27 protein-coding genes are annotated in these 22711 nt (G+C 60.2%); 13 read left to right on the top strand and 14 right to left on the bottom strand.

Annotation, left to right across the window (positions count from 1 at the left end):
* Positions 1-132: 132 nt before the first annotated feature.
* From BWR18_RS22125 to BWR18_RS12515, 3 genes are read right to left on the bottom strand one after another with little or no spacing between them, the layout of a single operon-like run.
* Positions 133-357 carry a GDCCVxC domain-containing (seleno)protein gene (locus BWR18_RS22125; RefSeq protein ID WP_076628668.1) on the bottom strand — a complete coding sequence of 75 codons (225 nt, stop codon included), beginning with the start codon at positions 355-357 and terminating at the stop codon, positions 133-135.
* Positions 333-542 (bottom strand): mercury resistance system transport protein MerF, encoded by a 210-nt coding sequence (gene merF, locus BWR18_RS12510; RefSeq protein WP_076628670.1) that lies wholly within the window; start codon positions 540-542, stop codon positions 333-335. Before merF ends, BWR18_RS22125 begins: the two co-directional genes overlap by 25 nt.
* Positions 539-919 carry a hypothetical protein gene (locus BWR18_RS12515; RefSeq protein WP_157598745.1) on the bottom strand — a complete coding sequence of 127 codons (381 nt, stop codon included), beginning with the start codon at positions 917-919 and terminating at the stop codon, positions 539-541. Before BWR18_RS12515 ends, merF begins: the two co-directional genes overlap by 4 nt.
* Positions 920-975: 56 nt before the next feature.
* Here BWR18_RS12515 and BWR18_RS12520 point away from each other — a divergent pair, with 56 nt between their 5' ends.
* Positions 976-1371: a MerR family transcriptional regulator gene (locus tag BWR18_RS12520; protein WP_076628673.1), complete on the top strand. Its 396-nt coding sequence runs from the start codon at positions 976-978 to the stop codon at positions 1369-1371.
* A gap of 24 nt (positions 1372-1395) precedes the next feature.
* Here BWR18_RS12520 and BWR18_RS12525 read toward each other — a convergent pair whose 3' ends face one another.
* Complete coding sequence (locus tag BWR18_RS12525) at positions 1396-2250, bottom strand: cation diffusion facilitator family transporter (RefSeq protein WP_076628674.1); 855 nt, start codon at positions 2248-2250, stop codon at positions 1396-1398.
* Between the two features lie 63 nt (positions 2251-2313).
* On the opposite strand from BWR18_RS12525, the gene BWR18_RS12530 reads away from it, so the two are divergent.
* Positions 2314-2664 carry an ArsR/SmtB family transcription factor gene (locus tag BWR18_RS12530; protein ID WP_076628676.1) on the top strand — a complete coding sequence of 117 codons (351 nt, stop codon included), beginning with the start codon at positions 2314-2316 and terminating at the stop codon, positions 2662-2664.
* A gap of 4 nt (positions 2665-2668) precedes the next feature.
* Here BWR18_RS12530 and BWR18_RS12535 read toward each other — a convergent pair whose 3' ends face one another.
* Positions 2669-3604 carry a cation diffusion facilitator family transporter gene (locus tag BWR18_RS12535; RefSeq protein WP_076628677.1) on the bottom strand — a complete coding sequence of 312 codons (936 nt, stop codon included), beginning with the start codon at positions 3602-3604 and terminating at the stop codon, positions 2669-2671.
* A gap of 74 nt (positions 3605-3678) precedes the next feature.
* Between BWR18_RS12535 and BWR18_RS12540 the strand changes: the two genes are divergently transcribed.
* Positions 3679-4128 carry a MerR family transcriptional regulator gene (locus BWR18_RS12540; protein WP_076628679.1) on the top strand — a complete coding sequence of 150 codons (450 nt, stop codon included), beginning with the start codon at positions 3679-3681 and terminating at the stop codon, positions 4126-4128.
* A gap of 1 nt (position 4129) precedes the next feature.
* Here the strand turns inward: BWR18_RS12540 and BWR18_RS12545 are convergent, their stop codons facing one another.
* Positions 4130-4645 carry a Crp/Fnr family transcriptional regulator gene (locus tag BWR18_RS12545; protein ID WP_172839382.1) on the bottom strand — a complete coding sequence of 172 codons (516 nt, stop codon included), beginning with the start codon at positions 4643-4645 and terminating at the stop codon, positions 4130-4132.
* Between the two features lie 80 nt (positions 4646-4725).
* Here BWR18_RS12545 and BWR18_RS12550 point away from each other — a divergent pair, with 80 nt between their 5' ends.
* The 8 genes from BWR18_RS12550 to BWR18_RS12585 all read left to right on the top strand — a co-directional run bounded on the left by BWR18_RS12550 (position 4726) and on the right by BWR18_RS12585 (position 9797).
* Positions 4726-5301, top strand: a complete 576-nt coding sequence (locus BWR18_RS12550; protein WP_254684854.1) for a hypothetical protein — start codon at positions 4726-4728, stop codon at positions 5299-5301.
* Positions 5302-5369: 68 nt separating this feature from the next.
* A complete protein-coding gene (locus BWR18_RS12555) occupies positions 5370-5684 on the top strand; it encodes a hypothetical protein (protein WP_076628681.1) in 315 nt (104 codons plus the stop codon).
* A gap of 91 nt (positions 5685-5775) precedes the next feature.
* Complete coding sequence (locus BWR18_RS12560) at positions 5776-6270, top strand: DUF411 domain-containing protein (protein WP_076628683.1); 495 nt, start codon at positions 5776-5778, stop codon at positions 6268-6270.
* On the top strand, positions 6267-6731 hold the full coding sequence (locus BWR18_RS12565) for a c-type cytochrome (protein ID WP_254684855.1): 465 nt from the start codon (positions 6267-6269) through the stop codon (positions 6729-6731). The genes BWR18_RS12560 and BWR18_RS12565 overlap by 4 nt, the downstream gene beginning before the upstream one ends.
* On the top strand, positions 6728-7072 hold the full coding sequence (locus BWR18_RS12570; protein WP_076628685.1) for a copper resistance CopC family protein: 345 nt from the start codon (positions 6728-6730) through the stop codon (positions 7070-7072). Before BWR18_RS12565 ends, BWR18_RS12570 begins: the two co-directional genes overlap by 4 nt.
* A 3-nt stretch (positions 7073-7075) precedes the next feature.
* Positions 7076-7954: a copper resistance D family protein gene (locus BWR18_RS12575; RefSeq protein WP_076628686.1), complete on the top strand. Its 879-nt coding sequence runs from the start codon at positions 7076-7078 to the stop codon at positions 7952-7954.
* Positions 7955-8040: 86 nt separating this feature from the next.
* Positions 8041-9396, top strand: coding sequence for a multicopper oxidase family protein (locus tag BWR18_RS12580; protein WP_254684856.1), 1356 nt, complete (start codon positions 8041-8043; stop codon positions 9394-9396).
* Entirely contained in the window at positions 9393-9797 is a 405-nt protein-coding gene (locus tag BWR18_RS12585) for a hypothetical protein (protein WP_076628690.1), read from the top strand. Before BWR18_RS12580 ends, BWR18_RS12585 begins: the two co-directional genes overlap by 4 nt.
* A 6-nt stretch (positions 9798-9803) precedes the next feature.
* Here BWR18_RS12585 and BWR18_RS12590 read toward each other — a convergent pair whose 3' ends face one another.
* On the bottom strand, positions 9804-10076 hold the full coding sequence (locus BWR18_RS12590) for a metal-sensitive transcriptional regulator (RefSeq protein ID WP_076628691.1): 273 nt from the start codon (positions 10074-10076) through the stop codon (positions 9804-9806).
* Positions 10077-10156: 80 nt separating this feature from the next.
* Here BWR18_RS12590 and BWR18_RS12595 point away from each other — a divergent pair, with 80 nt between their 5' ends.
* Complete coding sequence (locus BWR18_RS12595; RefSeq protein WP_254684857.1) at positions 10157-10708, top strand: DUF305 domain-containing protein; 552 nt, start codon at positions 10157-10159, stop codon at positions 10706-10708.
* Between the two features lie 17 nt (positions 10709-10725).
* Entirely contained in the window at positions 10726-11514 is a 789-nt protein-coding gene (locus tag BWR18_RS12600) for a MauE/DoxX family redox-associated membrane protein (protein ID WP_083957702.1), read from the top strand.
* Between the two features lie 128 nt (positions 11515-11642).
* On the opposite strand, the gene BWR18_RS12605 is transcribed toward BWR18_RS12600, so the two are convergent.
* The 7 genes from BWR18_RS12605 to BWR18_RS12635 all read right to left on the bottom strand — a co-directional run bounded on the left by BWR18_RS12605 (position 11643) and on the right by BWR18_RS12635 (position 22701).
* Complete coding sequence (locus BWR18_RS12605; protein ID WP_076628695.1) at positions 11643-13199, bottom strand: argonaute/piwi family protein; 1557 nt, start codon at positions 13197-13199, stop codon at positions 11643-11645.
* A complete protein-coding gene (locus BWR18_RS12610; RefSeq protein ID WP_076630301.1) occupies positions 13196-15139 on the bottom strand; it encodes a TIR domain-containing protein in 1944 nt (647 codons plus the stop codon). The genes BWR18_RS12605 and BWR18_RS12610 overlap by 4 nt, the downstream gene beginning before the upstream one ends.
* Before the next feature lie 195 nt (positions 15140-15334).
* The gene (locus BWR18_RS12615; RefSeq protein ID WP_076628697.1) at positions 15335-16180 is read right to left on the bottom strand and encodes a hypothetical protein; all 846 of its coding nucleotides are present in this window, start codon (positions 16178-16180) and stop codon (positions 15335-15337) included.
* A gap of 192 nt (positions 16181-16372) precedes the next feature.
* Positions 16373-17473 carry an AAA family ATPase gene (locus BWR18_RS12620; RefSeq protein ID WP_076628699.1) on the bottom strand — a complete coding sequence of 367 codons (1101 nt, stop codon included), beginning with the start codon at positions 17471-17473 and terminating at the stop codon, positions 16373-16375.
* Positions 17474-17972: 499 nt separating this feature from the next.
* Positions 17973-19523, bottom strand: coding sequence for a TniQ family protein (locus BWR18_RS12625; RefSeq protein WP_076628700.1), 1551 nt, complete (start codon positions 19521-19523; stop codon positions 17973-17975).
* A complete protein-coding gene (locus tag BWR18_RS12630) occupies positions 19523-20491 on the bottom strand; it encodes a TniB family NTP-binding protein (protein ID WP_076628702.1) in 969 nt (322 codons plus the stop codon). Before BWR18_RS12630 ends, BWR18_RS12625 begins: the two co-directional genes overlap by 1 nt.
* A 2-nt stretch (positions 20492-20493) precedes the next feature.
* Entirely contained in the window at positions 20494-22701 is a 2208-nt protein-coding gene (locus BWR18_RS12635) for a Mu transposase C-terminal domain-containing protein (protein ID WP_076628704.1), read from the bottom strand.
* Positions 22702-22711 lie beyond the last annotated feature (10 nt).

A 22711-nucleotide genomic window follows, 5' to 3' on the forward strand; every position in this document is an offset into this window, starting at 1 on the left:
ACCTCGCAAAACCCGGGTTAGTTTCGCCTTGGGTTTTCGTCCCAACTAACTGACTGATCTCCCATGAGGCGGTGCGGATTGGCGGGATCGACCGTCTATGGCGCGTCTGTTCTGTCAGGGGGATATTATACACTAACCGCAGCAGGAGTTTCCTTCCTGGATCGGCGGGCAGGCGATGGTGCCATAGGAGCAGTACACGCAACAGTCTCCGGGTTCCGGTTTCAGCACCGCTTTGCAAGACGCGCATTCATAGAACCACTGGCAGGCGTCGGTCGGCATGATTTCGTCGGCGGTATGACCGCATTTGGGACAGGTAATCGTGGATTGGAGGGTCACTTCGTTCGTCTGCGTCGCCATAGTGCATATCCTGTCAGTATGAGAAATCCTGCCAAAATCGGAAGCAGCACATCATCCCGATAGACGTAGCCGAGCGCGCCGCTGATCCCGAGAAGCGAAAACAGCCACGGCAAAAAAGGTGTAAGGCAGCACACTGCTGCCAACCCGGCTCCGCCGAGGCCCACGGGCAGAAGCCGGCCCTTCATCGTGTTTGTCTCCACAGGGCAAACATCGTGCGTACCGCGTCTTCTTCCCAAAGGGGCGAACTGGCTGTGAGGGCGAAGGCAACCGTTGTGAAGCCCAATATGACGACCGTTGAGCGTTCGCGGCTGGCGCAGCTCCAACGCGTCCACAGCCGGAAACAGCCCCAGGCCAGAACCAACCCGACAATCACCAAAATCTCAATGCGATAGGCAACAAACGGACCGAGCATGGTGAGCCAGGTGCCGCCCAGGCCAATTATCGACAACCCAATGGGCAAGACACAGCAGGACGCACTGAGCAAAGCAAGAAATCCAGCACCGCCAATCAAAAGGCTGTTCGGTCCCTTGGCGCTGTCATGAAGTGTTTCGGTATTCGACATCATGGTCGGTTATATGCATCCTGTAGTTACTACAGGAGCAAGCGGAGAAAGATCACATGGTTGCGATTGGTGAAGCATCCCGTTTGAGTGGCGTCTCGATAGAAGCGATCCGTTACTACGAGCGCGAGGGGATCATCTCGAAAGCGGGACGGACGGCAGCTGGACGTCGAACATACTCAGACACGGAGATATCGGAGCTTCGCTTCATCAAACGCTGCCGCGACCTCGGGTTCTCGATCCACGATGCTGTTGCGCTGCGAAGCCTGGCTCATGAGCCAGCAGGCGCGTGTGAAACGGTAGAGCAGCTTGGACGCAAACATCTCTCGGAAGTTCAAGCCAAGCTGGCAGAGCTTCTGCAGCTAGAGAGTGCCTTAGTCGAGTTGGTCGCAAACTGCGAAAAAGGCCGCCGCGACTGCCCGATGCTCGACGCGCTCATGGGTCAAAATCCATAGGTTCTTGTGAGAGAGTTTTGTCCGCTATCCTTGATTCTCTGCCAAGTCACTCCGCGCGTCGCGGATGATCATCCACGACGAATGCAGGAACAGCCCTGCAATTGCGAAGGCCACAATTAGGTCGGGCCAGGCGCTTCCAAGCCATGCGACCAGTCCGGCGGCGATCACCACGGCGAGGTTGCCGATGGCGTCGTTGCGGGAGAACAGCCAGACCGCCCGCATGTTTGCGTCCCCCTTACGGTGTTTCAGGAGCGGCAGGACCGCAAGGATGTTCACGATCAACGCGCCCACTGCGAAGGCTCCCATCAACCCGGCTTCGGGCGTCGTCTGATTGAGAACGCGCCAAAGCGTGCTGCCCACAACGCCAAGGCCCAGAAACCCCAGAAACACGCCCTGGATCATCGCCGACCGCGCCCGCCATATCAGGCTCCAGCCGATGGCGAGCAGACCCAGAAAGGTGATCGCGCCATCACCCAGAAAATCGAGCGCGTCCGCCTTCAAAGCCTGCGACCCGGACAGGAACCCGCCGAACATCTCGACCGCGCCGTAGCCGAGATTGAGCAGGACCACGATCCAGAGGGCGCGGCGATAACTCGGGTCCTTGTAGGCCGGATCGGAGGATGTGTCGCCGTCCTCGATCTTCTCAAAGCCGTAGCCGGTCGCATCGAGCGCGGGCCGCACCTTCGACAAGTCACCCTCCGCGATCCGCAATGTCATGACGTGGGTCGCGGCAGACACCTTCACATCGCTGGTCGCCACGCCCGCAGACCGGGCCGCGCGCTCGATCTCGGCGGCGTCCTTGGCGCAGTCCATGCCCTGCACCCGCATCCGGATCGGTGAGGATGCCGTAGGCAACGTGCTGTTCTCGGCCTGGCTCATGTGCGATCCTCTTCGAGGTGGTAAGCGAAAGGGTTAGCCGCTGACGTATCAGTGGATAATGATATGATGACGAACGACGCGCAAGGCGATCTTTTGGCAGCCGACGCTTTGGAACTGCGGGCAAAGCTCTTCCGGGGTCTCGGCGATCCCAGCCGTCTGGCGATCCTTGATGCGCTGGTATCAGGCGAACGCAACGTGCAGGAAATTGTCGGACATACTGGGTTGGGTCAGCCGAACGTCTCGAACCATCTGCGCTGCCTTCTCGACTGCGGGCTGGTTAGCCGCCGCAGCGAAGGTCGGTTCGTTCGGTATCGGCTTGCTGACGGACGGATTGCCGGTCTCGTCAAAGATGCGGATCGGCTTCTTGCCGCGACAGCCACCGGACTCGACAACTGCAAGCGCTACACAGAGTAGGTGTTCATCCGTGCCGCTCCTCGCCATGCCCGCGCCCGCCGAACTCGGACGGCTCGTCGCAAGCGTGGCGCGCACATTCCAGCTCAAGCGTCGTGTGCTCGATGTCGAACCGGTCGGCGAGTGTCGTCTTGATCCTATCTTTCACTGAGTCGGCGTCGTTCCAGCGGCCCTCTGCGATGACGACATGCGCGTCTAGTGCCGCACGGTGTTCGTCCATCTGCCAGAAATGCGCGTGGTGTATGCCCGTCACGCCGTCGACACCGCGCACGGTCTCCAAAACCGCCTCCGTCTCGATCTCGGGCGGCGAGCCGAGCATCAGTATACGGATCACGGGTCCGATCTCCCGGAACGATTGCCACAGGATGTAGCCCGCGATCAGCACCGTCACGAGCGGGTCGATCAGCCGCCAGTCGTAGAGCAGGATCAGCGTCCCCGCGACAATCACCGCGACGGAGCCGAGCGCGTCGGCGACGTTGTGCAGGAACGCCGCGCGGATGTTCACGCTGGATTTGGACATGGCGTAGGTCAGCGCCGCCGTCACCGCGTCCACAATCAGCGCGATCCCGGCGATGATGACGATCAGCCACCCCTCGACCGGCTGCGGATCGGCGAAGCGCATTGCAGCCTCGTAGAGCAGGTAAAGGCCGATCACGATCAGCGTGGTGTAGTTGATGAGCGCTGCAACGACCTCGACCCGACCGTAACCGAACGTCATGTCGGCATCGCGGGGTCGCCGCGCGATCTTCCGAGCCGCGAAGGCGATGATAAGCGAGATCGCATCGGAGAAGTTGTGCAGCGCGTCGGCGATCAGGGCGAGTGAGCCGGAAACGATGCCGCCGACGATCTGAGCAACCGTCAGGCCCATATTGACTGCGATGGCGGCGAAGACCCGGCGATCGCCCGCTTCCGGATCGACGTGATGATGATGGCCGTGGCCCATGACGGCGGCTCCTTTCGATTCGTATCGTTACAGGGTAGATACGATCTACAGCGACTGTAGGTTCAAGGGGCGACATGAAAGAATATTCCATCGGGCAGATGTCGCGCCGGACGGGCGTGAAGGTCACCACGATCCGCTACTACGAAAGCCGGGGTCTGATCCCGTCGCCCGCGCGCACAACAGGCGGGCAGCGGCGATACGACGAAGCGGCGCTCGAACGGCTTGCCTTCCTGCGTCACGCGCGGGAACTGGGCTTTGGTCTCGATGACATCTCCGATTTGATGGCATTGGCAGAAGCACCGTCAGAGGCCTGCGCCCCCGCCCATGAGATCGCGCGCAAGCAGCTCGCGGCGGTGGACCGGCGGCTGTCCATCCTCGCGCAGCTTCGCGAAGAGCTGGTGCGGATGGCTGACGCGGATGATCCGGGCCATGCCGGGAAGTGCCGCGTCATCGAGGTTCTGGGGGATCACCGGCTCTGTATCGGTGCGCACGACCTGCCTGGCGAAACTTCTCAAATGTCATGAGTTACCGTCGCCGCGCCAACTCGCGATAAAGCGCCGGTGGTGACACGCCGATCTGTTCCGCGACCTTGATCCACTCGCCTTTCTCCGGCTCTCCGTGAAGGTCAAGCCAAGCGTCCAGCCTGTCGGAGACGCGCCGCAAACGCAGTATCTCGACGCGCGCGCGCTGTGTCTGGACTTCTCGGGCGTGGGTTTCGACGAGGCTCAGGGCCGCATTCGGTTGATCGCACAAAGCCGACAGAAAGTCGGCACGGAGTATGGTTGCCACCTCGGCACGCGTTCGCGCAACCGCATCGCAATGGTAGGTTTCAGCTAACAGGGACGCCTCGGCCAGCGCAGCGCCCGCCGTCGCGATATGTAAGGTAAGTGAGGTTCCGTCTTTCATCGGACGTTCCAGCGCGACCGCGCCTTTGCGGACCAGATACATGCGGCTGACCCGATCCTCCCGTCGGAACAGGGTCTCTCCTTGCTCAAGGGCACGCTGAGGCGCGTTGTCGAATATATGCTGCCAGCCGGACATGATAGAAATCATACGCGCTTTCAAGCGCATTCGGTAGGGTTTGATGGAGGCTCCAGCGAGGAATGAGAATGCGAAGAAAGGTGATCTTAGCCGCAACGGCCATTTTGGGCGGCGCAGCCATTGCATTGGCACAGACAGCAAACTCGGATCACGGTGAGCCGATGGATCATGCGGCGCATGGCCGGGAAGGCCACGCTGGCAGCTTGACATTAACCGAACCGGGTCAGGGCGCATTCGCGGCGCTCTCCGAAGTGGTGCGTGTGCTGGAAGCCGATCCTGAAACCGATTGGTCTCGGGTCGATCTCGCGGGGCTGCGGGCGCATCTGGTCGATATGGACCGGCTGGTGTCGGATGCTGTGGCGACGGAAACAGACCTGCCGGATGGGTTGTTGATGATGGCGACGGGCGATGCGGAAACGATTGCCACGCTGCGGCGCATGGTTCCGGCCCATGCCGTGCAACTTGCGCGAGATGACCGCTGGACAGTGGACGCAGCCGAAGTCGAAAACGGCGTCGAGCTGCGCGTCACCAGCGATGATCCCGGCGTTGTCGCCCGGATCACGGGACTAGGCTTCTTCGGCCTGATGGCGAGCCAGGACCATCACCGCGAACACCACCTGATGATGGCCCTGGGGGAAAACGCGCACGCCCATTGATGCCCGCGACAGGATGTATCGCGGGTTGCGGCTTGCAAATATCCGCATACCCCATGTAGGTATGTGGCATGGGTTTGATCCGGCTACTTCTTGTCGTCTTGGTTGCGCTGTCCGCTTCGGTCTCCGGGGCGATGGACGCGGGCCATATGCCTGCTCCCGAGCATAGCCACGCGGCGATGGATAACATGATCAACGATCAGCCCGTCTGCTGTTCGGAAAGCACCGAACGCTCCCCAACCTGCCATGCGCTTCCCGCACTGCTTCCCGGTGCGGGCCAACACGACGATGCCCCCGTGACCTGCGAGGATGTCTTCACCGCCGCGAGTCTGTTGTTGACGGGCATCGAGCCGTCCGGCCCTCTCGATCCGCCACGCGCGGCGTGATGCCAGCCGCGTCCCCCGTGTCGCGGTCCCTTCGTTGCAATCACACCAGAACGGGCAGAGCCCGTGCGTATTTCTGTCGAGAGGAAAAGACATGAAACCGAACAAAACACTACTCGCCTTCACCCCTGCCGCCGCCCTTTCGCTTGGCCTCGCCTCCTTCGGCGCAGTCGGTATGGCCCATGCGGATGACCATTCCAGCATGGCCGATCATGGCACGATGCACGTGACCAAAAGCCCGACCTGCGGCTGTTGCGGTGCCTGGGTCGCCTTGGCCCGCGAGGAAGGCTACGACATCGAGGTCACGGACACGCGCGATGTGACCAGTGTGAAGCTGGAAAACGATGTGCCCGGCACGATGTGGTCGTGCCATACTGCGGTGATCGACGGCTATGTGGTCGAAGGCCATGTCCCGTTCCCGGCCCTCGCCAAGCTGCTCGAAGAACGCCCCGAGATTGACGGGATCGCGGTCCCCGGAATGCCCGGCGGCTCTCCCGGCATGGGGGATGATCTGACCGCGCGGTATGACGTGCTGGCCTTCGGTGGCGACGCCGGTGAGGGCGAGGTCTTCTACCAGGCCGGTCTGTGAACCGGACGGTCGCGCTCGGTCTGGGGGTAGTGGTTCTTGCGGGAGCCGCTGCCCTCACCTTCGGGTGGGGCGCCTCGGCACCGGCCCGGACCGTGCTTATGCCGTCCGACCCGGACGTGGTGGCCCTTGGACAGACGATCTACTCCGAGAACTGCGCCTCCTGCCACGGCATGAGCCTCGAAGGTCAGCCGAACTGGCGCTCGCCCGGCCCCGACGGGCGGTTTCCCGCACCGCCCCACGATGAAACCGGACATACATGGCACCATGACGGCGACACGCTCTTCCGTCTGACCAAGTACGGAACCGGCGCTCTGATCGGCGATCCCGACTACGAGTCCAACATGCCCGTCTATGAGAGCGTTCTGACCGACGACGAGATCATCGCAGTGCTCAGCTACATCAAATCGACATGGCCTGCGGACATGCGCGCACGCCACGACGAAATGGAGAACAGACAATGAAGCAGATAATTCTGGCCCTCGCGGCCATACTGGCAACCGCGGCAGCCGCGCTGGCCCATTCGAAGGCCGAAGACACGACACCGGCGAAAGAGGCAACGGTTGAGACGGTCGAGGTCATCGAGCTGCGCTTCGATGATCCAATGCGTGTCACTGCGATCAGCCTCACGGGGCCGGACGGCGAGATGGAAATCACCCGCGAAACCGGCCTTGATCCAGTGACGGAGTTTCGGGCCATGCCGCCCGAAGATATGCCAGGCGGAGCCTACACGGTCGATTGGCGTGGCCTGTCTTCTGATGGCCACCCGATGCAGGGCAGTTTCGACTTCACGGTCGCCGACTGACTGGTGGACGGGCTGTCCCCCATAGACGGTTGGGCGCTTCTGGCGATCCTCGCGAAAGCCGCCGGATATGCGGCGGCGCTCGTTGCAATGGGCGGGCCGCTATTCGTCGCGGTCTTTCGGTCTGCACCGGGTGACGTGCTGCGCGTCGCCCGGCAACTTGCCGTGGGGGCGGCGATTCTCGGTCTGGCGGTGTTGGCGCTCCGCTTCGGCATTCGGTCTGCCCGTATTTCCGGCATGGGTTTCGAAGGTGCTGTCGATCCCATGATGCTGGGCCTCGTCTGGGACAGCCCTCTCGGGACGGCGGCGCTCTGGCGCGGGGCGGGTGAGTTGCTGATCCTCGCTGTGCTGATCGAGGGGACCATCGGCCTGACGGCAAGCCTTCTGGGCGCACTGCTGGTGGCTGTGTCCTACACGCTGGTCGGCCATTCCCTGGGCGATCCGCGCTGGCTTCTCGCGGTGCTTGTTGGTGTGCATCTGCTGGCCGGGGCCTTCTGGATCGGCGCTCTCGCACCCTTGCATCGCGCGGCGGGACTGACCGGCGGCACGGTCCTGCTGCACCGCTTCGGCATCATTGCCAGCGGAACAGTGGCGGTTCTCATTCTCGCTGGCCTGACCTTCGCATGGCTGATGATCGGCTCGTTCGGCGGCTTGTTCGGGACCGCCTATGGCTGGACGCTGATTGCCAAGATCATCGTCGTCACCGGGCTTTTGGGGCTGGCCGCAAATAACAAGCTCCGGCTCGTGCCGGCTCTCGCCTCCGGCGATCCGACGGCTTCCACTAACCTGCGCCGCTCGATCCGCATGGAAATCATCGCTGTCGCCCTGATCCTGCTGGCGACGGCCACTCTCACTTCGATCACCACGCCCCCGGTGAACCTGTGACTGGAAAACCGAAGATGACACATATCTCACGACGCACATTCCTGACCGGCGTTGCTGCTCTTGGCGGAACGGCTTTTCTCCCTCGAATGACATTTGCTGATACTGCTCTGCCGGTCCTGCGGGCCGCGCCGTCCACGGCGCAGCTTGCCCCTGCTGGGTATCGGGCCACGCCGGTCTGGGCCTACGCGACAAAGGGCGCGGGCATCATCCCCGGCCCGGAAATCCGCGTCACGGCCGGTGAGCGCATCCGGCATCAGCTCGTCAACGATCTGCCGCAACCGACCGCCGTGCATTGGCACGGAATCCGCATCGAAAACGCGATGGACGGGGCGGCCCCCCTGACGCAGGCTCCGGTGCCACCGGGCGAGACGTTCGACTATGACTTCCTGGCCCCCGATCCCGGCACCTACTGGTATCACTCCCACGACCGGGGGTTTGAACAGGTAGCGCGCGGGCTTGCTGGTCCCTTGATCGTGGAAGACCGGGAACCGTGGCTCGGCGAGCCGGGGGCCGCGACACGCGAGCTGACGCTGGTTCTGGATGATTGGCTGCTCGAGGGGGACGCCGCGATTGTCGAGGATCGCTGGGACGATCTTCATGCCGCTGCCCATGACGGAAGAATGGGCAACACGGTTACGGTCAATGGCAGGGCCTATCCCGATCTGGACATGCGACCGGGCGAGCGCGTGCGGTTGCGGATCATCAACACCGCGACAGCACGGGTCATGCCGCTAGCCTTGCCGGGTCTCTCGCCGCGTCTGATGGCGCTGGACGGGCACCCGGTTCCCCCGCGTGCTGTTGAAACGATCCTGCTCGGACCGGCGCAGCGCGCGGATGTGGTCATCGACATGCCTCTGGACCCGGATGTCCAGATTGCCTTGCTTCTCGATCCGGGCAATGAGGAATGGGTCGATGTCGCGGCCTTCGTTGCGACAGGTGAACCACTTGCACCTATTGAGGGTGAAGTGCGGCCGCTCCCCGCATGGAGCACACTTCCGGTCCCAGATTTATCCGATCCGCGGCGCGAGGTGCTGCTGATGGAAGGCGGGGCGATGCGCGGGATGCTCGAAACCCGATACCAGGGCGAGGTCATGGACTTCCGCGAGCTGGCCTCGAACGGCATGGCATGGGCTTTCAACGGCGTGGCGCACGGGATGGACGCGCCGATGTTCCGCGCGGCCCTTGGCCGGACGGTGCATCTAGAAATGACCAACCGCTCCATGTTCCCGCACGCCATCCACCTGCACGGCCATCACTTCGAGGTTCTGACCCGCAGCGGTGCCCTGAACACGCCGGGCGACGTGCGCGATACCGTTCTGATCGGTGCGGACGAAACGCTGGAAATCGCGTTCGTCGCGGACAATCCGGGACAGTGGATGCTGCATTGTCACATGCTCTCGCATCAGGAAGCGGGCATGATGGGCTGGTTCGAGGTTGCGTGACGTCCTGGTTTCCCCTTCTGGCCGGGGTCGGTCTCGGCGGTGCAACGGTTGCGCTCATGGCAATCGGCGGCGTGATGCATCAGCGCGGCACCTGGGCCACTATCATGGTGGCCATCGCGTCCTTCTACGTGGTTTTCGCGATCCAGACCGGGGACACACTGGAAATCGTCGTTCATACCGGCCTTGCGGCGGGCTTTACGGCTCTGGCAATCATCGGCGCGCGCACCTCGTCCTGGATCCTGGCCGCTGCCCTGCTCGGACACGGGATATTCGATGTGTTCGCCGGATCGGTCATTGCCAACCCCGCGCCGGGGTGGTGGGGACCATTCTGCCTCGGGATCGACGTGGTGCTGGCACTGACGCTCGCCGCTATGCTTTTGCGGGGGCGAACGCTCGATTGAGAACAGCTACCGCGAGGCTTTCTGTAAAAGCCCGATCAACTCGTCGAACTTGGCGCGCTGTTCTTCGGGATCGGCGCTCTCGATAGCCGCCTCGACACAGTGCTTGGCGTGGTTCTCCAGCACCAGCTTTTCGACCCCAAGCACCGCTGACCGGATTGCAGCCGTCTGTGCCAGGATGTCCATACAATAGCGGTCGCTCTCGATCATCTTGGCGACACCGCGCACCTGTCCTTCAAGCCGCGATAGGCGGTCCAGCGTCTTTTCCTTGTTGGCCTTCATCCGGTGGCGCTCCCTTTTTTGGAACCTTTGGCTGACATTCTGGTTATATACCCCATATGGGTATATTAAGGAGGCAGACAATGGCTCATCGAGACGACCTTACAATGGTTCCGGAAGACACGCATCAGGATAGCGAAGGCAGTAAAGGTAGCGGCTATGGCCGGTTCTTCGCGATGATCGGCACCTCGACAGTAGTCATGTATGGCCTGATGTACCTCAACACCTATGTCCTGGATCACGTCTTTTTTTCGCAGACGCGCATGTGGATGGCGCTCTACATGGGCGGAATGATGGCGATCATCATGCTCGCTTTCATGCTCGGCATGTATTCCAACCGGAAAACCAACATTGCGATCTTCGCTGGCGCAGCCATCGCCTTTGCCGCCGGTCTCTACCTCGTCAGGTCGCAGGATACGGTGGGCGATGTCGCGTGGATGAAAGCGATGATCCCGCACCACTCCATCGCGATCCTGACGAGCGAGCGGGCGAACATTTCCGACCCGCGCGTGCGCGAACTGGCCGATGCGATCATCGAGGCGCAGCGCGGCGAGATCGCCGAAATGCAGCACTACATCGCGGAGATCGAGGCCAACGGGGATGCGCCCGCTGGCACGCCCCGCACCGAACCCTGAGACGAAGGAGGCACATCATGCCAAAGGACACCCGCGACGTTGCTGACGTAACGACCGACCCCGCGACCGCCGCAACCGGAAAGACGGCCGTTCTTTACCGTATGGCGCTGCCGGACCATCTGTGTCCGGCGGGTCAAAAGGCGCGATGGCTGCTGAAGTCAAAGGGCTACGATGTCGATGATCGCCTGTTCCGCGAACGGCCCGAAGTTGATGCATTCAGGGAGAAATACGACGTTCCCACCACGCCGCAGGTGTGGATCGAAGGTGAACGTGTGGGCGGTTACGATGCCCTGCGCCAGACGCTTACCGATTACGACCCGGATGCGACAACCTATACTCCGGTGATCTATCTTTTCGCAGTCGCCGCCGCGACGGCGCTCGCGCTCTCCATCGGATTTCTCGGCGCAATCTCGTGGCAGACGCTGGGTTGGTTCATCTCTGTGTCGATGATCCTGCTGGGGATGCAGAAGCTGCGCGACATCGAGAGCTTTACGACGATGTTCCTGAACTACGACCTGCTCGCGCGGCAGTGGGTGCCCTACGCCTATATCTATCCGTGGGTCGAGACCGGGGCAGGTATCCTGATGACGGGTATGCTGCTGACCCCGCTTGCCGCCCCCGCGGCGCTCTTTATCGCCACGGTCGGTGCGGTCAGCGTGTTCAAGGCGGTCTACATCGACAAGCGGGAGCTGAAATGCGCCTGCGTAGGCGGCAACTCGAACGTGCCGCTCGGTTTTGTCAGCCTGACCGAAAACCTGATGATGATGGGGATGGCCATTGTCATGTTGGTGTTGACGGTTGCTTAATTTTGGTTGGCTGTAAAATATGTCGTCTCAAGAGGATGTCGCAACAAGCTGCGAATGTTTGTTTGCAGCATAAGCGGACTTTCAAATCGTGGTGACGTAGGTCGGCTCTGTCCCGCAAAGTGGCCACGCTAGACATAATATTTGAATGGCTGTGGTCCGCCCTCCCGTGCCGAACCCATCACAAGTATGTCGCCGACCATCTTCGCAAAGCGCACTGTTACCGGCAGCCCGTCGTTGAAATTGCACGAGTTGTAGTTAATCTTTGTCAATCCCATGATGTCAGCAAGTACCGTCCGCATCTCTGGCTTCTGATGCTTTGAGCGCAAGATTGTCACCATAAGCGGGTTAGGTGTTTCAGGCCCGATATACGTATCTAGCTGCGGGACGTAACCGCTCGTCCAAAGGTAGGCGTTCTTCTCGTCTAAATTTAGAGCCGTTCCTCTGATCACGGGGTAGTCGCCTGCACGAAAGAGCTTTGCGTCACCACCCGTAGGTCTGATCCGTACACCGACGACGTTCGTTCCCTTCGGAGCCGCCTGACAGAAGGCCTGCCACTCCTCGTCGTTGAATGACGCTTGCCCATGGATGAAGAGTTCCTTGGGCGACTCGGTGTGCAGATCCCGGTACGCTTCTATCACAGTCCCTAGAAGTTCTTTCGCGGCGTCAGCGTTTAGATGGTATTCGTACTCGCCGGTCTTCCAAGGGCCATTCGCGCCGCGGAACACCACGCCATCGCCTTCACTCAAAAACATCTGCGCCGCGCAGCAGACGTGATTATCGCGGTTGTTTGGGAGGTTTTTGTAGACCATCCCGATGTAGCATACTCCTTCGCGCACGTTCGACAGCCGCCAGGGCGGACGGTCCTGAGTCTTATAGTAAAGCCCCGTCGCGATGTTCCACGCCACTGTCGCAGGGTCTTGGGTGGTTCGCTTCGGATAGCCCGCACTGTTGAGGAACGCTGTCGGCTCAAGGGTCGACTCGCGCAGGATCTGAGAGGGCGCGATCGAGAGCAAAGTCGCCTTGATGTGCCTACGGAAGTCGGGAATGTCGTCAAACACGTCCTCGATGCGCGGATCGAACCGTTCGTCCATAAAAAGGAACGACTGGGGTGACCTTGCGCGCTGCTTCTTGGGCGTTTTTCCTGCGACCAGGGTCAAACCGGTCCGCCTCGATTCCGGACGGCAGCGCTCGTAGACTATCTCGGGCACGACGAACATCCATACATCAATCGAACCCTCCTCGTTGCGCCTGAACTTGTGGACGCGCTCAGTGTAGATACGGGCGACCGCATCGACGGCCTCGTGCATGTTCTGCACCCTGGTCGCGCGCTCGATGGCGTCGAACTCGACCGTCAGGGACCTGAGCCGATCTGGATCGAAAGTAATGCCGAATGTCTCTTCGAGCCCGGCGAAATCCGCGAGATGAAGACGGTCCTTCTTCTCCGTCGGCCCCGGAGGCGGCACCGGTATCCCCGAAAGCAGCCGGCGGCTCCAAGAGCGGAAGTGGCCAATGCCGTCCGACGTTCCGACAACCCCAATTCGAACCTCTCGAAGCTTCCTTGGACCGTCATGAGGTCCATATAGGTAAAGGCCATCCTTTGGGTGATGGCTCCTCTGGTCATGGCAGAAGTCGAGTTCTGGCTCGTCGAAGTGATCTACGATCAAGTTTGCCTCGGGAAACCTCATGTACCGTCTCCTTCGGGCTCCGCATCTTCGTCGTCAGCCGCTGGCCGCCCGAGCGTGCTTTCGTCCTGCTCTTCGGCATCAGGGTCGCCCACGTCAGGAAGAGCTGTGCTGACCGGTGACGTGAAGAGAAGGGGCTCAGATGAAAGTAGCATGTCCAGGCCCGGAGCCAGCGAAACCCGAATGTAGGCCGAATCGCCGGACATGATCTGAAGGAATGCCAAAAGCCGTCCATGCCATTGCTTGTTGCGCCAACCCTTGCAGCCCGATCTGCGAAGGCGATGCATCTTTTTCGGGTCATCTATGCGTTCGCCCTGCTCCGTATCGTTGTCCTTCGCGAAAAGGACGCGCGCCTTCAGGCGGAAGTGCCAGAAAGGCCAGTTCCGAGGGGTCGCCGTCACCCCATAGGACCAGACATGCTTTCGGGCGATGTTGCGCAGCATCGACGACCGGCGTTCGCCCTGCCGACCCCAGGGCACCCGTTCACCGATCCCGACCTGATTGGGGGACACATGGAAACCATCGCCGTTGGAATACGCGTAGGCGACCATGCCGATCTTCCTGCAGTGCCGTTCCCATCCGTCGCGCAGCAGGCCCGTGAGCATGTTCGACAGATCGCGCCCCGCGACGCCGATCTCGGGCATACCCTTATCCACCGCATCCACAACCGGCACAGAGGTCCGCAGGCGCACCTTCGCCACACCTCCGAGGCTTTCCTCAACATCAGGGGGTGCAGCGAAGGTGACCACGCCTCGCTCATGCGCGACGGCGGGAAACGACAGCCCTCGCACCCGCCTCTTGAGGACGTCGGTTTGGACCGCTCCCGTCGCCTCGTAGAAGTGGAGTTCATCGGGCATTTCCAAGATCTGGATCCAATTCGAGGCCAAGGACTCTGGCTCGCGCACCAGCGGAACAGCACCACGCTTGCGGAAGCTGTCCCATTGAGTTGCGACCGCAATATGCTCACGCCGGCGCGTCACGCCTTGGCGGCGCAGCGTCTCGAGAAGCTTCGAAAGCCCTTCTGCCCAACCCCGCGCGAAATCGGCAGGTGTCGAATCGCGGAGGCCATCAATCTTGGCCCCCTTCTCGATTCGTAGCGGGATTATCAGGCGAGTGTCGCCGAGACTTGTGGCAAGCGTTTTGGCCCTGTCGATCAGATCCATCGCGTCCTCGTTGGCGCGGGTGGCCGCGCCCGCCACCGCCAGCACCTTCGCAGCGCGGTGCTCTAGCGCCACGCCAATCTCCTTGTGCCATCTGTCTCCAGGCTCAAGGGTCAGGATCTCGGAAAAAACGCGATACCCGTGCGCTTCGAGTTTTGGACCGAGCCATAGAATGAACTGATCGTGGTCGGGGCGTGCTCCGACGAGGAACAGGGTGTCCCGCTGTGGTTCCTCCTCTACCTGTCCGCCGATTTTCGGCTTCGGAAGCAACGCTTCCAGGACAGATGGAGGCTTCACGCGGCCCTCGCGCTCATCCAGCGTTTCATTTAACATCCGCTTCAGCGTGCGCCCGCTCTCAGGAGCCCACAATTTGGGATGAGCCTCTTCGATGTCCGGATGGGCTCGCAGCAACGCTTCGAGATCCTCGCGACCAAATATATCGCCCGAAGATCGAATGGCAGGGCCACAAATCTCCACGAGGTCCTGCTTTCGCTGTGGAGTCATCGCCACGGATGTCGACAGGATGTAGCGATCTGGCTCCAAACGATCAATCTTCGCTCGCTCCGTCGACATCTCACGCCTCAAAGCCGCAATGGCAGATTTCTCGTACCTCTTTGCCTGGAGGATCGTCAGCTTTCCTGCCTCAGGCGCGTGGCGTCCATCTATTCCACCATCAGCTCCTTCGCCGAACTGCTCAAAACGGATCCCCAGCTTCCGACCGATAAGGTCGGCTGACAGCGCCTCAAACTCGGAGGGCGATAAAGCAGCGAAATCGATAGGCATAACAGCCATATATCGTCATTCAGTGCTCTTTGCACCCAAGATTTATTGCACGAGTATATGGATTTGGTATTCAACCGCAGCGCTGGAAGGTACTTGCAAAGTGGGTGGGCTGGACCTCATCGACCTACTCTAATGTTTTCCAGAACAAATATCTTCGGCACCGAACGACTCAAATCGGTGGTGCAATTCCTCGCATCAAACTAAATCGTTCCATGTTATTCGGCGCCATGTGAGCCCCGCATTTCGCACGTGGTCTTCGAACGGATGACGCGCCTCATGATCTTTCTGCCCATTGCAGACACCGATGACGTGCCGCGCGCCACCCTCGTGCAGTCGCGATAGGGTGGTGCGCAACTCTTCTGCGCCGTCGCAAAATTCGTCGTCCATGCTGTAGATGATGGGCGCAAAGCCGGCGATCAATTTTTCGAGCGCCTTGACCTTAAACCCAGCCATTGCGACTTGCCCCTCAACCATTAGGACAACGTCAAAAACCAAGCGCCCATGAGACAAGATCTGATGCGGATCGGCTATCGACCCCAATTCCAGGTCGAGGGGCATCAGTACCGTATACGCCATCTCTGCCTCGGCGGGTGTCCCTCTCAGCCCTGAGTAGCGATACTGGTGGCACAGCTTCCGCAGCAATTGGGTCGCATTTTGCATCGGACAATGGCGCGCGTCCTCAATAACCCTTGGCGGGCCATCATGATTGGAGATCCAAAGTACATCCCGCGCTTGGCGGCTGAAGTCAGCTGGAATTGGTCCGATGTTCCCGATTGTGGATAAGCAGTTGAGCGCGGATTTCAGGTCTCTCACGCATGTGACATGGGGAGGGAATACATCCTCCATATCGGAAGGCATGATATCGTCTGCGCCCGCAATCATGATCGTCGGCAACCCGGTCCTAATTGCATCGTTAAAGAGCGTGTCCACAAATTCCTGTGGCGGCAACTCGGCCAGGCTCTCGGTTACACCGACCGACCGCAGGTCGAGCGCGATCAATTTTGGGCGGCTTTGCACGCGGGTGGCTGTGTCATGTGTCATTGTTCGGTCCGATTCCTAACCGACTGAGATTCACACAAACCGCCCCTATGGCGATAGTACAAGGGCTTACAAGTGAGCTCGCATGGAAATCCGATAGATACGTTGTGGATATCGGTGGCGCAGGCTCGGGCGCGGAGGCTGGGGTAGATAATGCCAGACAAGGGAATGGTCGGGGGTTTCATGGCGGCCTCCTCAATTCAGCATCGGTCGATGGGCCAAGGTCTCCGCCCTGTCCAACATCCGGCTGACCGTCCGCAAGCTCAATCGTGCGTTTGAGATGGCACCGCAATCGAAGACATCGACCAGGGCCTGCAGCGCAGGTTCGGGGAGGCCGCGTCGTGTTCCTTCCGCGATCGCGAATTGACGAAGTTGCTCCGGCGTCAGCTCCGGCAGGTCCAGAACGACGCAGCGGCTTTGAAACGGCGCTGGTAAGCCCTTGCGGCCGTTGGCCGTCAGGACAAAGTTCACCCATGACATGTCCATTTGTATTTGAAAGAACGGGCATTGCCATTCGCGGGCCGTCATACGTTCCAGCAGCGGCAGCAAAGCATCGGTGAGCGTATGGCGTGAGCCTTTGTTCGAATACACCTCGTCAGCCTTCTCGACCTCATCCACGATCATCAGCGGCCCCGCGTGACGGTCCCGCAGCACCGTTTGCACCAGCTTGCCCGGCGATGCGCTGCCCCAGCCCTTTTGCAGACCGACGATGGAGAATGCGGCGGGTTCTCCTGTGGCTTCGATCTTGGTCGTTGGCACATTCAGATGATGTGCCAAACGTCGTGCCCAAAAGCTCTTGCCAATCCCCGGTGAGCCGGCCAGCACCAGCGGATTGAACCGGACACCAGGTAGCCCTTCGCGCGCTGATGCGCGCAGTCCGTGCCACACCGCCTCCGTCGCGGGGCCCATCCAAGGCATTTCCGCATGCAGGGCCGCGGCGATCTCGTCGGCTTCGTGCTCGGTAGTGATTTTCGCGACCGGCAAGCCCCCGCGCAGGGGCGTCAGGCGAGCACGGTTTTCTTCACTCAGATGATACATGCCCGTCTTGGAATGCGCCCGTTCGAGCAGCCGCATGGCACGGCGTTTGATGCGGCGGCGATCAGTCTCGTCGATCAGGTTGTAGAGCGGAACCAGGTCTTCCTCCGTAATCTTTCCCGCCGCCAGATCAGCCTCTTGTGCCTCTCGGCGGAAGCGCTTGAGGAATCTCGTCCAACGCTCCTCGATGTCGCGGAGCTTGGCGATGTCGTCCATGAAGGTGAGGTTGTGAAACGGTATTGTCGTCGTGGCGCGGGTCATGGTGGAGTCCTTTCAAGGCGCGAAGACGTCTCCGCGCAGGTCGCCCACGCCGAAAGCGATTGAGCGATGAGTGATGAAAGGTTCCGGAACCCTGAGGAACTTTTAGGGAACATCAGCGACGCATAGCAAGCCCTCGGCACGACGGGCCAATGCTGCGGTCAGCTTAAAGACAGCTCATGCGTCGAAGATAAGTAACGTGTTGATTGCAAAATAAAACCACCGAAAGCTGCGCTCTCGGTGGTCATTTGATCTGTGCCGAGAGGTCAAAAAACCAACCGGAATGGACACGTTATGCTATGTCAAACATCAGATGTGTGGAGACATAGCAAAATGTGACCATTCTGTCACTCCTGGGCGCTGATTTCATTGGATAATTTTAGCCCACTGGCGGCTAAAATGACCTTTTGCACAGATCAAATGGCCATCGAAAGTTCGAAAAAATGCCGCCCGAAGGCGGCAATTTGGTAAATCGTTGGGCTTTCACCCCGCTGAAGCCACTTCACCCCATCCAGAACCGAATCTCATCGGACGCATCTGGCGGCGGATCTGCGATGCATGCCATGATCTCATCAGGTGAAACCAAGACCGCTTCGAATCCTTGGCAACCCTGAAGCCGATAGACCCTTGGCAGAAATTGGCCAAACAGCATTTCGAGAATGGCCCTTAAAGTAACCCGAGATTTCTCCGCAGCTTTGGCGAGATTGACGTGGGTTTCGGGAGGCTCATCTACAAGCGGGCCGGCACCTTCGATGAACTTGAGCGTCCGTTGAACCGACCGTCCGTCGATCGACTTCCCCAGCTTGCTTTGCAGCTGACCGTGGTCCTGAATTCTCTTCAGCTGTCCTAATGAAATCAACTCAGCCACGATTGGACGTGATGCAGAGAGCATATCCGGCACCTGCGTCACCGGTACCGCGCGCTTTGCCCTGTCGATCAGGACCTTCGCCTTGGCATAATCGGCAACCACATTCCGAGCGCTCTTCTGCCCCTCTTCATCCCCAATCAAACCGGCAACGCGTAAGACATTGGCCAGTGTCTTCGAATGCAATCCCTCAGCCTTCGCGATCGACGTGATGCTAGACAACCGTGGATGTGCAACCGGCTTCCCGAGCAGCATCTGGCCCGGGACCAGAGGAACATGTTCGATGATAACATCTCGAACGAGGTCACGAATTGGCCCGGGATCCTTTGTCAATCTGCTGGAGAACAACCACCCGTAGAGCATGCCAAATGCGCTGCGTGGGCTCGGATGCCCGTTCTGTCGGAGACAGCTTGTAAGGGTTTCGGCCAGAACGGCCCGAATTGCATCAGGACCCCCCTCCAACAATGACCAACCAGTGCGGCTCGCAGCATCCCACATGTCTTCCGTCATGTCGGTTGCTTTTTTGCTAGGTCCGTAATGCAAAAGGCCACCCAGCATTTCACTGGCACGGCAGACTTGGTCGACCCTCTGATCGTCCAGAAAGACAGGGCCAGTCTCACCCGCCAACCGGCGTTCGATATATGTCTGCAAAGGAGACGGCTCTCTCCGGGCACGTGTCTTCGCAACCTCCAGCTGCTCCGCGAGTGCTTCCGGCATGGCCTGAAGCTCGTGAAGCATGTCGCTCCACTTGCCCATACGGATGTCGCTCATTGGCAGATTGTGTTTCGGACAGGTCCGATAGGGTGCCAGCCGCCACTGAACCCGATGGCGCATCGCCTCACTAGGATGCTCGCAGCCGTCGACGTCCTCAGCAATGCAGAGCGGGCAAAACCGGGTCACGGGTCCCGTGGTGAACTCTGCTGAGAACTCTTCGCCGCGCATCTGAAAGTGGCGATGTCCGACAGCGACGATACTGTTGTGGACCACCCCTGCTGGATCTTCGCCAGCTTTGGCACAGAGCGTCTCGACCGCCTCAAGCTTGGCACGCGCAAGATCGGCAGCCGGGATCCCCAGATCGTTCAGAAACGGCACGACGCGGCCTCCCGTATGGAAGGCCGCCTGCCGCGATGCCCATGACATCGGCGTTTCACCAGTATGGAACGCGATTTTCGGAAACAGCATACTCATCAAGTGCGCGCCTTGCCTGAGCGGCGCTTGGAAAAGGCGGCGGCGTCCTCATCCGCATCTGGTTTGAGGAGCAGATAGTTGTCCGCATAGAAGACATTCTGCGACGCAAGACATGCCTCGTTCATCGCATAGGCGGAGGCAAAGTCGTCGATCGTCAAATGCTCCGCATTGCGGGCAATCGCGAACTCCATGGCAACCAGCAAAAGCTCGACAGCGCGGCCAAAGCGATACCGTGCGCCATGGAAAACGCGTGCAACAAGGTCGGCTTCCACTGGCGGCTCAAGGTCGACCCGCGCACAGTAATCCGCCATCACCGTGCGGAACATGTCTCCGTGCGCCGCCTCGGTGAGCTCCGGCAAAACCATCGCGGTGAACCGACGTTTCACCTGTGGATCGGTCCGAATGACCTGTGCAAGATCTTCGGTGCCAGACAGAATGACGGCGACAGCATCGTCGCCTTGCATCAACGATTTGAGGGCGCGCAGGATGGCCTTACGGTCTGCGCAGAACAAATCCTGGGCCTCGTCGATCCAAAGCACTGCGACGCCCAGCTTGCTCAGTCGATGGCGAAAGAGCTGCCAAAGAGACCATGCTTCCTGACGCGGGTTGGCATCGGGATATCCGGACCGCTCCAACAGCGCGAGCGTCATGCTCTTGAAGGTCGCAGGACTGGGCACCGGACACGCAATGACACGGGGCACCCCATCATCGGCCGGAGCCAGTTCGGGGATCTTGGTCAGCGTACGGTCCATCAGGTGCGACTTCCCACTGCCGGGATCCCCTACCAACATCATTCCACGGGTCTCCCCAGTCTTGGTGAAGAAGCGGGCTGTGGGGAGGAGATTGCCCTCCCCGTCCCGTGCGAGGAGCCGCTTGACGTGCAGGGCGGCCTCAGCATCCCAATCCAACCCGATGTGCAGTTTGCGGACTGCGTCCAGAGCGGCTTCCTTGTTGACGAAATCTTTCATGATCAGTCCTCCTCGATCGTGATGTTGGTTGGCTTCGCAGGCAGATCCGAGGGTGCGGTCGCACCGCCAGACGGTTTTTTCGGCGCGTTGTGATCCATGGGAACACCGGTCAGTTCTTCCGTGGACGGAATATGATGGCCCAGTTCACCCTTCTGCTGAGCAGGCGCCTTGCGCTCGAAGAATTCGACCCCGGCCAACAGGTCCCGCTCGGCGCGCTCCATGCGCTCCTCGGACCAGTCTTCAAGGTTCAGGCTGGACGCCTGCTTCGCTTGCTCGTTGCGATCATTGATGGCCTTGATGGCTTCGCGCACCGCTACATTGTCCAAGCGGTTCGAGGTCGGGTTGGCCGAACGGGTATGCCGGATGGCCGTCAGCCAGGTCTGTGCAGCTACCCCTTTCAGGGAAGTGTCCAGGGCCGGAACTTCGAACCACTCCTTGCCCAATCGAACCAAAATCGTGCCGATGTCCTTTGGGTGCCACCGCACATCGACCATGTGCGGATCCTTGCGGCGCATGTAGGTCTGCAGGTGTTCTGCCTGGTAGCTTACCCCGAGGATCGTGATCCCGGTCTTGTCGAGGCGATACTGACGCTGCTGTCCAAAACACAGGCGCATCATCTCCATGTCCGGCGGAGGAAGAACCCCGTACTCCTTGCTAAGGCGACGCCACGCCTTGACGGGTGTCTCGCCATTCAGCCCACCGTGGGGCGTGTTGTGGTAGATGTCCGTCACCCAACGGATCAGGGCGAAGGTGAAGTCATCCAAGGTCAAGACGGCCCGCTTCTCCGGATCGGCATCACCTTTCTCGATGATGCTGCTGAAGGTGTGACCCGTCAGTCGTGGCGCGAAATCGCTTGCGAAGGTTCCGAACACCCGCTCGATGATACCGCGGTTCTCAGGCACACCGTTCATCGCCATTTCCCATGCGACGCCGAGATCGCTGGCCGACATGCGAAACCGCTGCGACTTGAAGGCCGCGCCGCCGTCGAAAACGATCAGTTCAGGCGTGCCATGCATGTCCCAAGGCGTCATGCCGCCCACAGCATCTGACCACGCGCCTTTGTTGGTCGTGATCATCTGCAGAAGCTGAACAGCCGCTTCCTCTCCGGGATTGCGGCTCAACACCATCCCAACGATGCAGCGCGTGGCACAACAGATTGCAGCGGTCAGTGTCCAGCGACCACACTTTTTGCGCTTAGCCTTGCCCGATCCGCCTTCATCACCTTCGACGTACAGACCCAGCGAGCGCTTCTCGTCATCCTCCAAGAGGTCATAAATCCCGCTGCTCTGCATCAGCGTCATGACATCGACCGTCCACTCGTCAATCTCAACGTGCTCCAAAGGCCGCGTCACCGTGACACCGTTCAGAACCGGTCGGAACTTCTTGCGTGCGGCGGCTTCCCCGTTGCGGGCCAATTCAACCTGATAGGGATCAAGCGCACGGATGGCGCGGCGCACGGTTTCGCGGCTGGGGATTGTGAGCGGCGATTGTCCATTCGCGGCGCGTTGCTCGTTGCGATCGTGGAAGCTGATTTGCACCTGCTCATGAACATGCTTGATTGTCGGCTTTTCAGGGGAGAGATACGTGCGCACCTCTTTCATCATCAGACCGATCGCTTCCGGGCCCATCCGGTTCGATCGGTTGCCACGGCAATCGATCCGGTCGACAAGACCGCTCCGGCCGAGGTTGTCCATGGCACTCAGCCAACGACGCAAGGTGCGCGGCGACGGACGAACGCTGAAGTCTTCTCCTTTTGGCAACTTCTCCTTCCCCGACGGGTTAAGATTGTCGGAAAGTTCCATGGCACGCCCCATCAATGCCGCCATGTTTGCCTTGATGGACTCGTCCGTGAATTTCAGAAGTCCTTCGCCGTGCATGTCGAGAGCAGCCTGGCAATACGCTTCTTTCTTGCTCGACCGAACCTTGATGCCACCGACGAGACCACCGTGAGCAGTGCTCATCTGCAATTGGCGCTTCGCAACGAAGTGCGGATCGAAATATCCACGCTCAACCCGGATCGCATGCGCATTTCCGAGCCGCTGCATGTCCTGATGAGTAAATTGCTGAGCGAGTTGCGTTTCATCATCGCGGACGAACACAAAGCCGACTTCTGTTTCCTGGTGGAGCCGGTAACCTACGCCTTCAATGGTGACGCGATCAAATTTGCCAAAGGCGTAACGGGCGTTTTGGTTGGTGAACGAGAGATCCATGGGAATTTCC

It is taken from the genome of Tateyamaria omphalii (assembly GCF_001969365.1).
GTDB classification, from domain to species: domain Bacteria; phylum Pseudomonadota; class Alphaproteobacteria; order Rhodobacterales; family Rhodobacteraceae; genus Tateyamaria; species Tateyamaria omphalii_A.

What these genes read in the sequence shown, in the direction of transcription:
- BWR18_RS12600 (WP_083957702.1), top strand. Translation starts at nt 10,726, where the DNA reads ATGCCAAAGGACACCCGCGACGTTGCTGACGTAACGACCGACCCCGCG.
- BWR18_RS12580 (WP_254684856.1), top strand. Translation starts at nt 8,041, where the DNA reads ATGACATTTGCTGATACTGCTCTGCCGGTCCTGCGGGCCGCGCCGTCC.
- BWR18_RS12630 (WP_076628702.1), bottom strand. Translation starts at nt 20,491, where the DNA reads ATGAAAGATTTCGTCAACAAGGAAGCCGCTCTGGACGCAGTCCGCAAA.
- BWR18_RS12620 (WP_076628699.1), bottom strand. Translation starts at nt 17,473, where the DNA reads ATGACCCGCGCCACGACGACAATACCGTTTCACAACCTCACCTTCATG.
- BWR18_RS12540 (WP_076628679.1), top strand. Translation starts at nt 3,679, where the DNA reads ATGAAAGAATATTCCATCGGGCAGATGTCGCGCCGGACGGGCGTGAAG.
- BWR18_RS12605 (WP_076628695.1), bottom strand. Translation starts at nt 13,199, where the DNA reads ATGAGGTTTCCCGAGGCAAACTTGATCGTAGATCACTTCGACGAGCCA.
- BWR18_RS12570 (WP_076628685.1), top strand. Translation starts at nt 6,728, where the DNA reads ATGAAGCAGATAATTCTGGCCCTCGCGGCCATACTGGCAACCGCGGCA.
- BWR18_RS12515 (WP_157598745.1), bottom strand. Translation starts at nt 919, where the DNA reads ATGTCGAATACCGAAACACTTCATGACAGCGCCAAGGGACCGAACAGC.
- BWR18_RS12595 (WP_254684857.1), top strand. Translation starts at nt 10,157, where the DNA reads ATGGCTCATCGAGACGACCTTACAATGGTTCCGGAAGACACGCATCAG.
- BWR18_RS12635 (WP_076628704.1), bottom strand. Translation starts at nt 22,701, where the DNA reads ATGGATCTCTCGTTCACCAACCAAAACGCCCGTTACGCCTTTGGCAAA.
- BWR18_RS12520 (WP_076628673.1), top strand. Translation starts at nt 976, where the DNA reads ATGGTTGCGATTGGTGAAGCATCCCGTTTGAGTGGCGTCTCGATAGAA.
- BWR18_RS22125 (WP_076628668.1), bottom strand. Translation starts at nt 357, where the DNA reads ATGGCGACGCAGACGAACGAAGTGACCCTCCAATCCACGATTACCTGT.
- BWR18_RS12560 (WP_076628683.1), top strand. Translation starts at nt 5,776, where the DNA reads ATGAAACCGAACAAAACACTACTCGCCTTCACCCCTGCCGCCGCCCTT.
- merF (WP_076628670.1), bottom strand. Translation starts at nt 542, where the DNA reads ATGAAGGGCCGGCTTCTGCCCGTGGGCCTCGGCGGAGCCGGGTTGGCA.
- BWR18_RS12555 (WP_076628681.1), top strand. Translation starts at nt 5,370, where the DNA reads ATGGGTTTGATCCGGCTACTTCTTGTCGTCTTGGTTGCGCTGTCCGCT.
- BWR18_RS12535 (WP_076628677.1), bottom strand. Translation starts at nt 3,604, where the DNA reads ATGGGCCACGGCCATCATCATCACGTCGATCCGGAAGCGGGCGATCGC.
- BWR18_RS12545 (WP_172839382.1), bottom strand. Translation starts at nt 4,645, where the DNA reads ATGTCCGGCTGGCAGCATATATTCGACAACGCGCCTCAGCGTGCCCTT.
- BWR18_RS12530 (WP_076628676.1), top strand. Translation starts at nt 2,314, where the DNA reads ATGATGACGAACGACGCGCAAGGCGATCTTTTGGCAGCCGACGCTTTG.
- BWR18_RS12590 (WP_076628691.1), bottom strand. Translation starts at nt 10,076, where the DNA reads ATGAAGGCCAACAAGGAAAAGACGCTGGACCGCCTATCGCGGCTTGAA.
- BWR18_RS12625 (WP_076628700.1), bottom strand. Translation starts at nt 19,523, where the DNA reads ATGAGTATGCTGTTTCCGAAAATCGCGTTCCATACTGGTGAAACGCCG.
- BWR18_RS12525 (WP_076628674.1), bottom strand. Translation starts at nt 2,250, where the DNA reads ATGAGCCAGGCCGAGAACAGCACGTTGCCTACGGCATCCTCACCGATC.
- BWR18_RS12615 (WP_076628697.1), bottom strand. Translation starts at nt 16,180, where the DNA reads ATGACACATGACACAGCCACCCGCGTGCAAAGCCGCCCAAAATTGATC.
- BWR18_RS12610 (WP_076630301.1), bottom strand. Translation starts at nt 15,139, where the DNA reads ATGCCTATCGATTTCGCTGCTTTATCGCCCTCCGAGTTTGAGGCGCTG.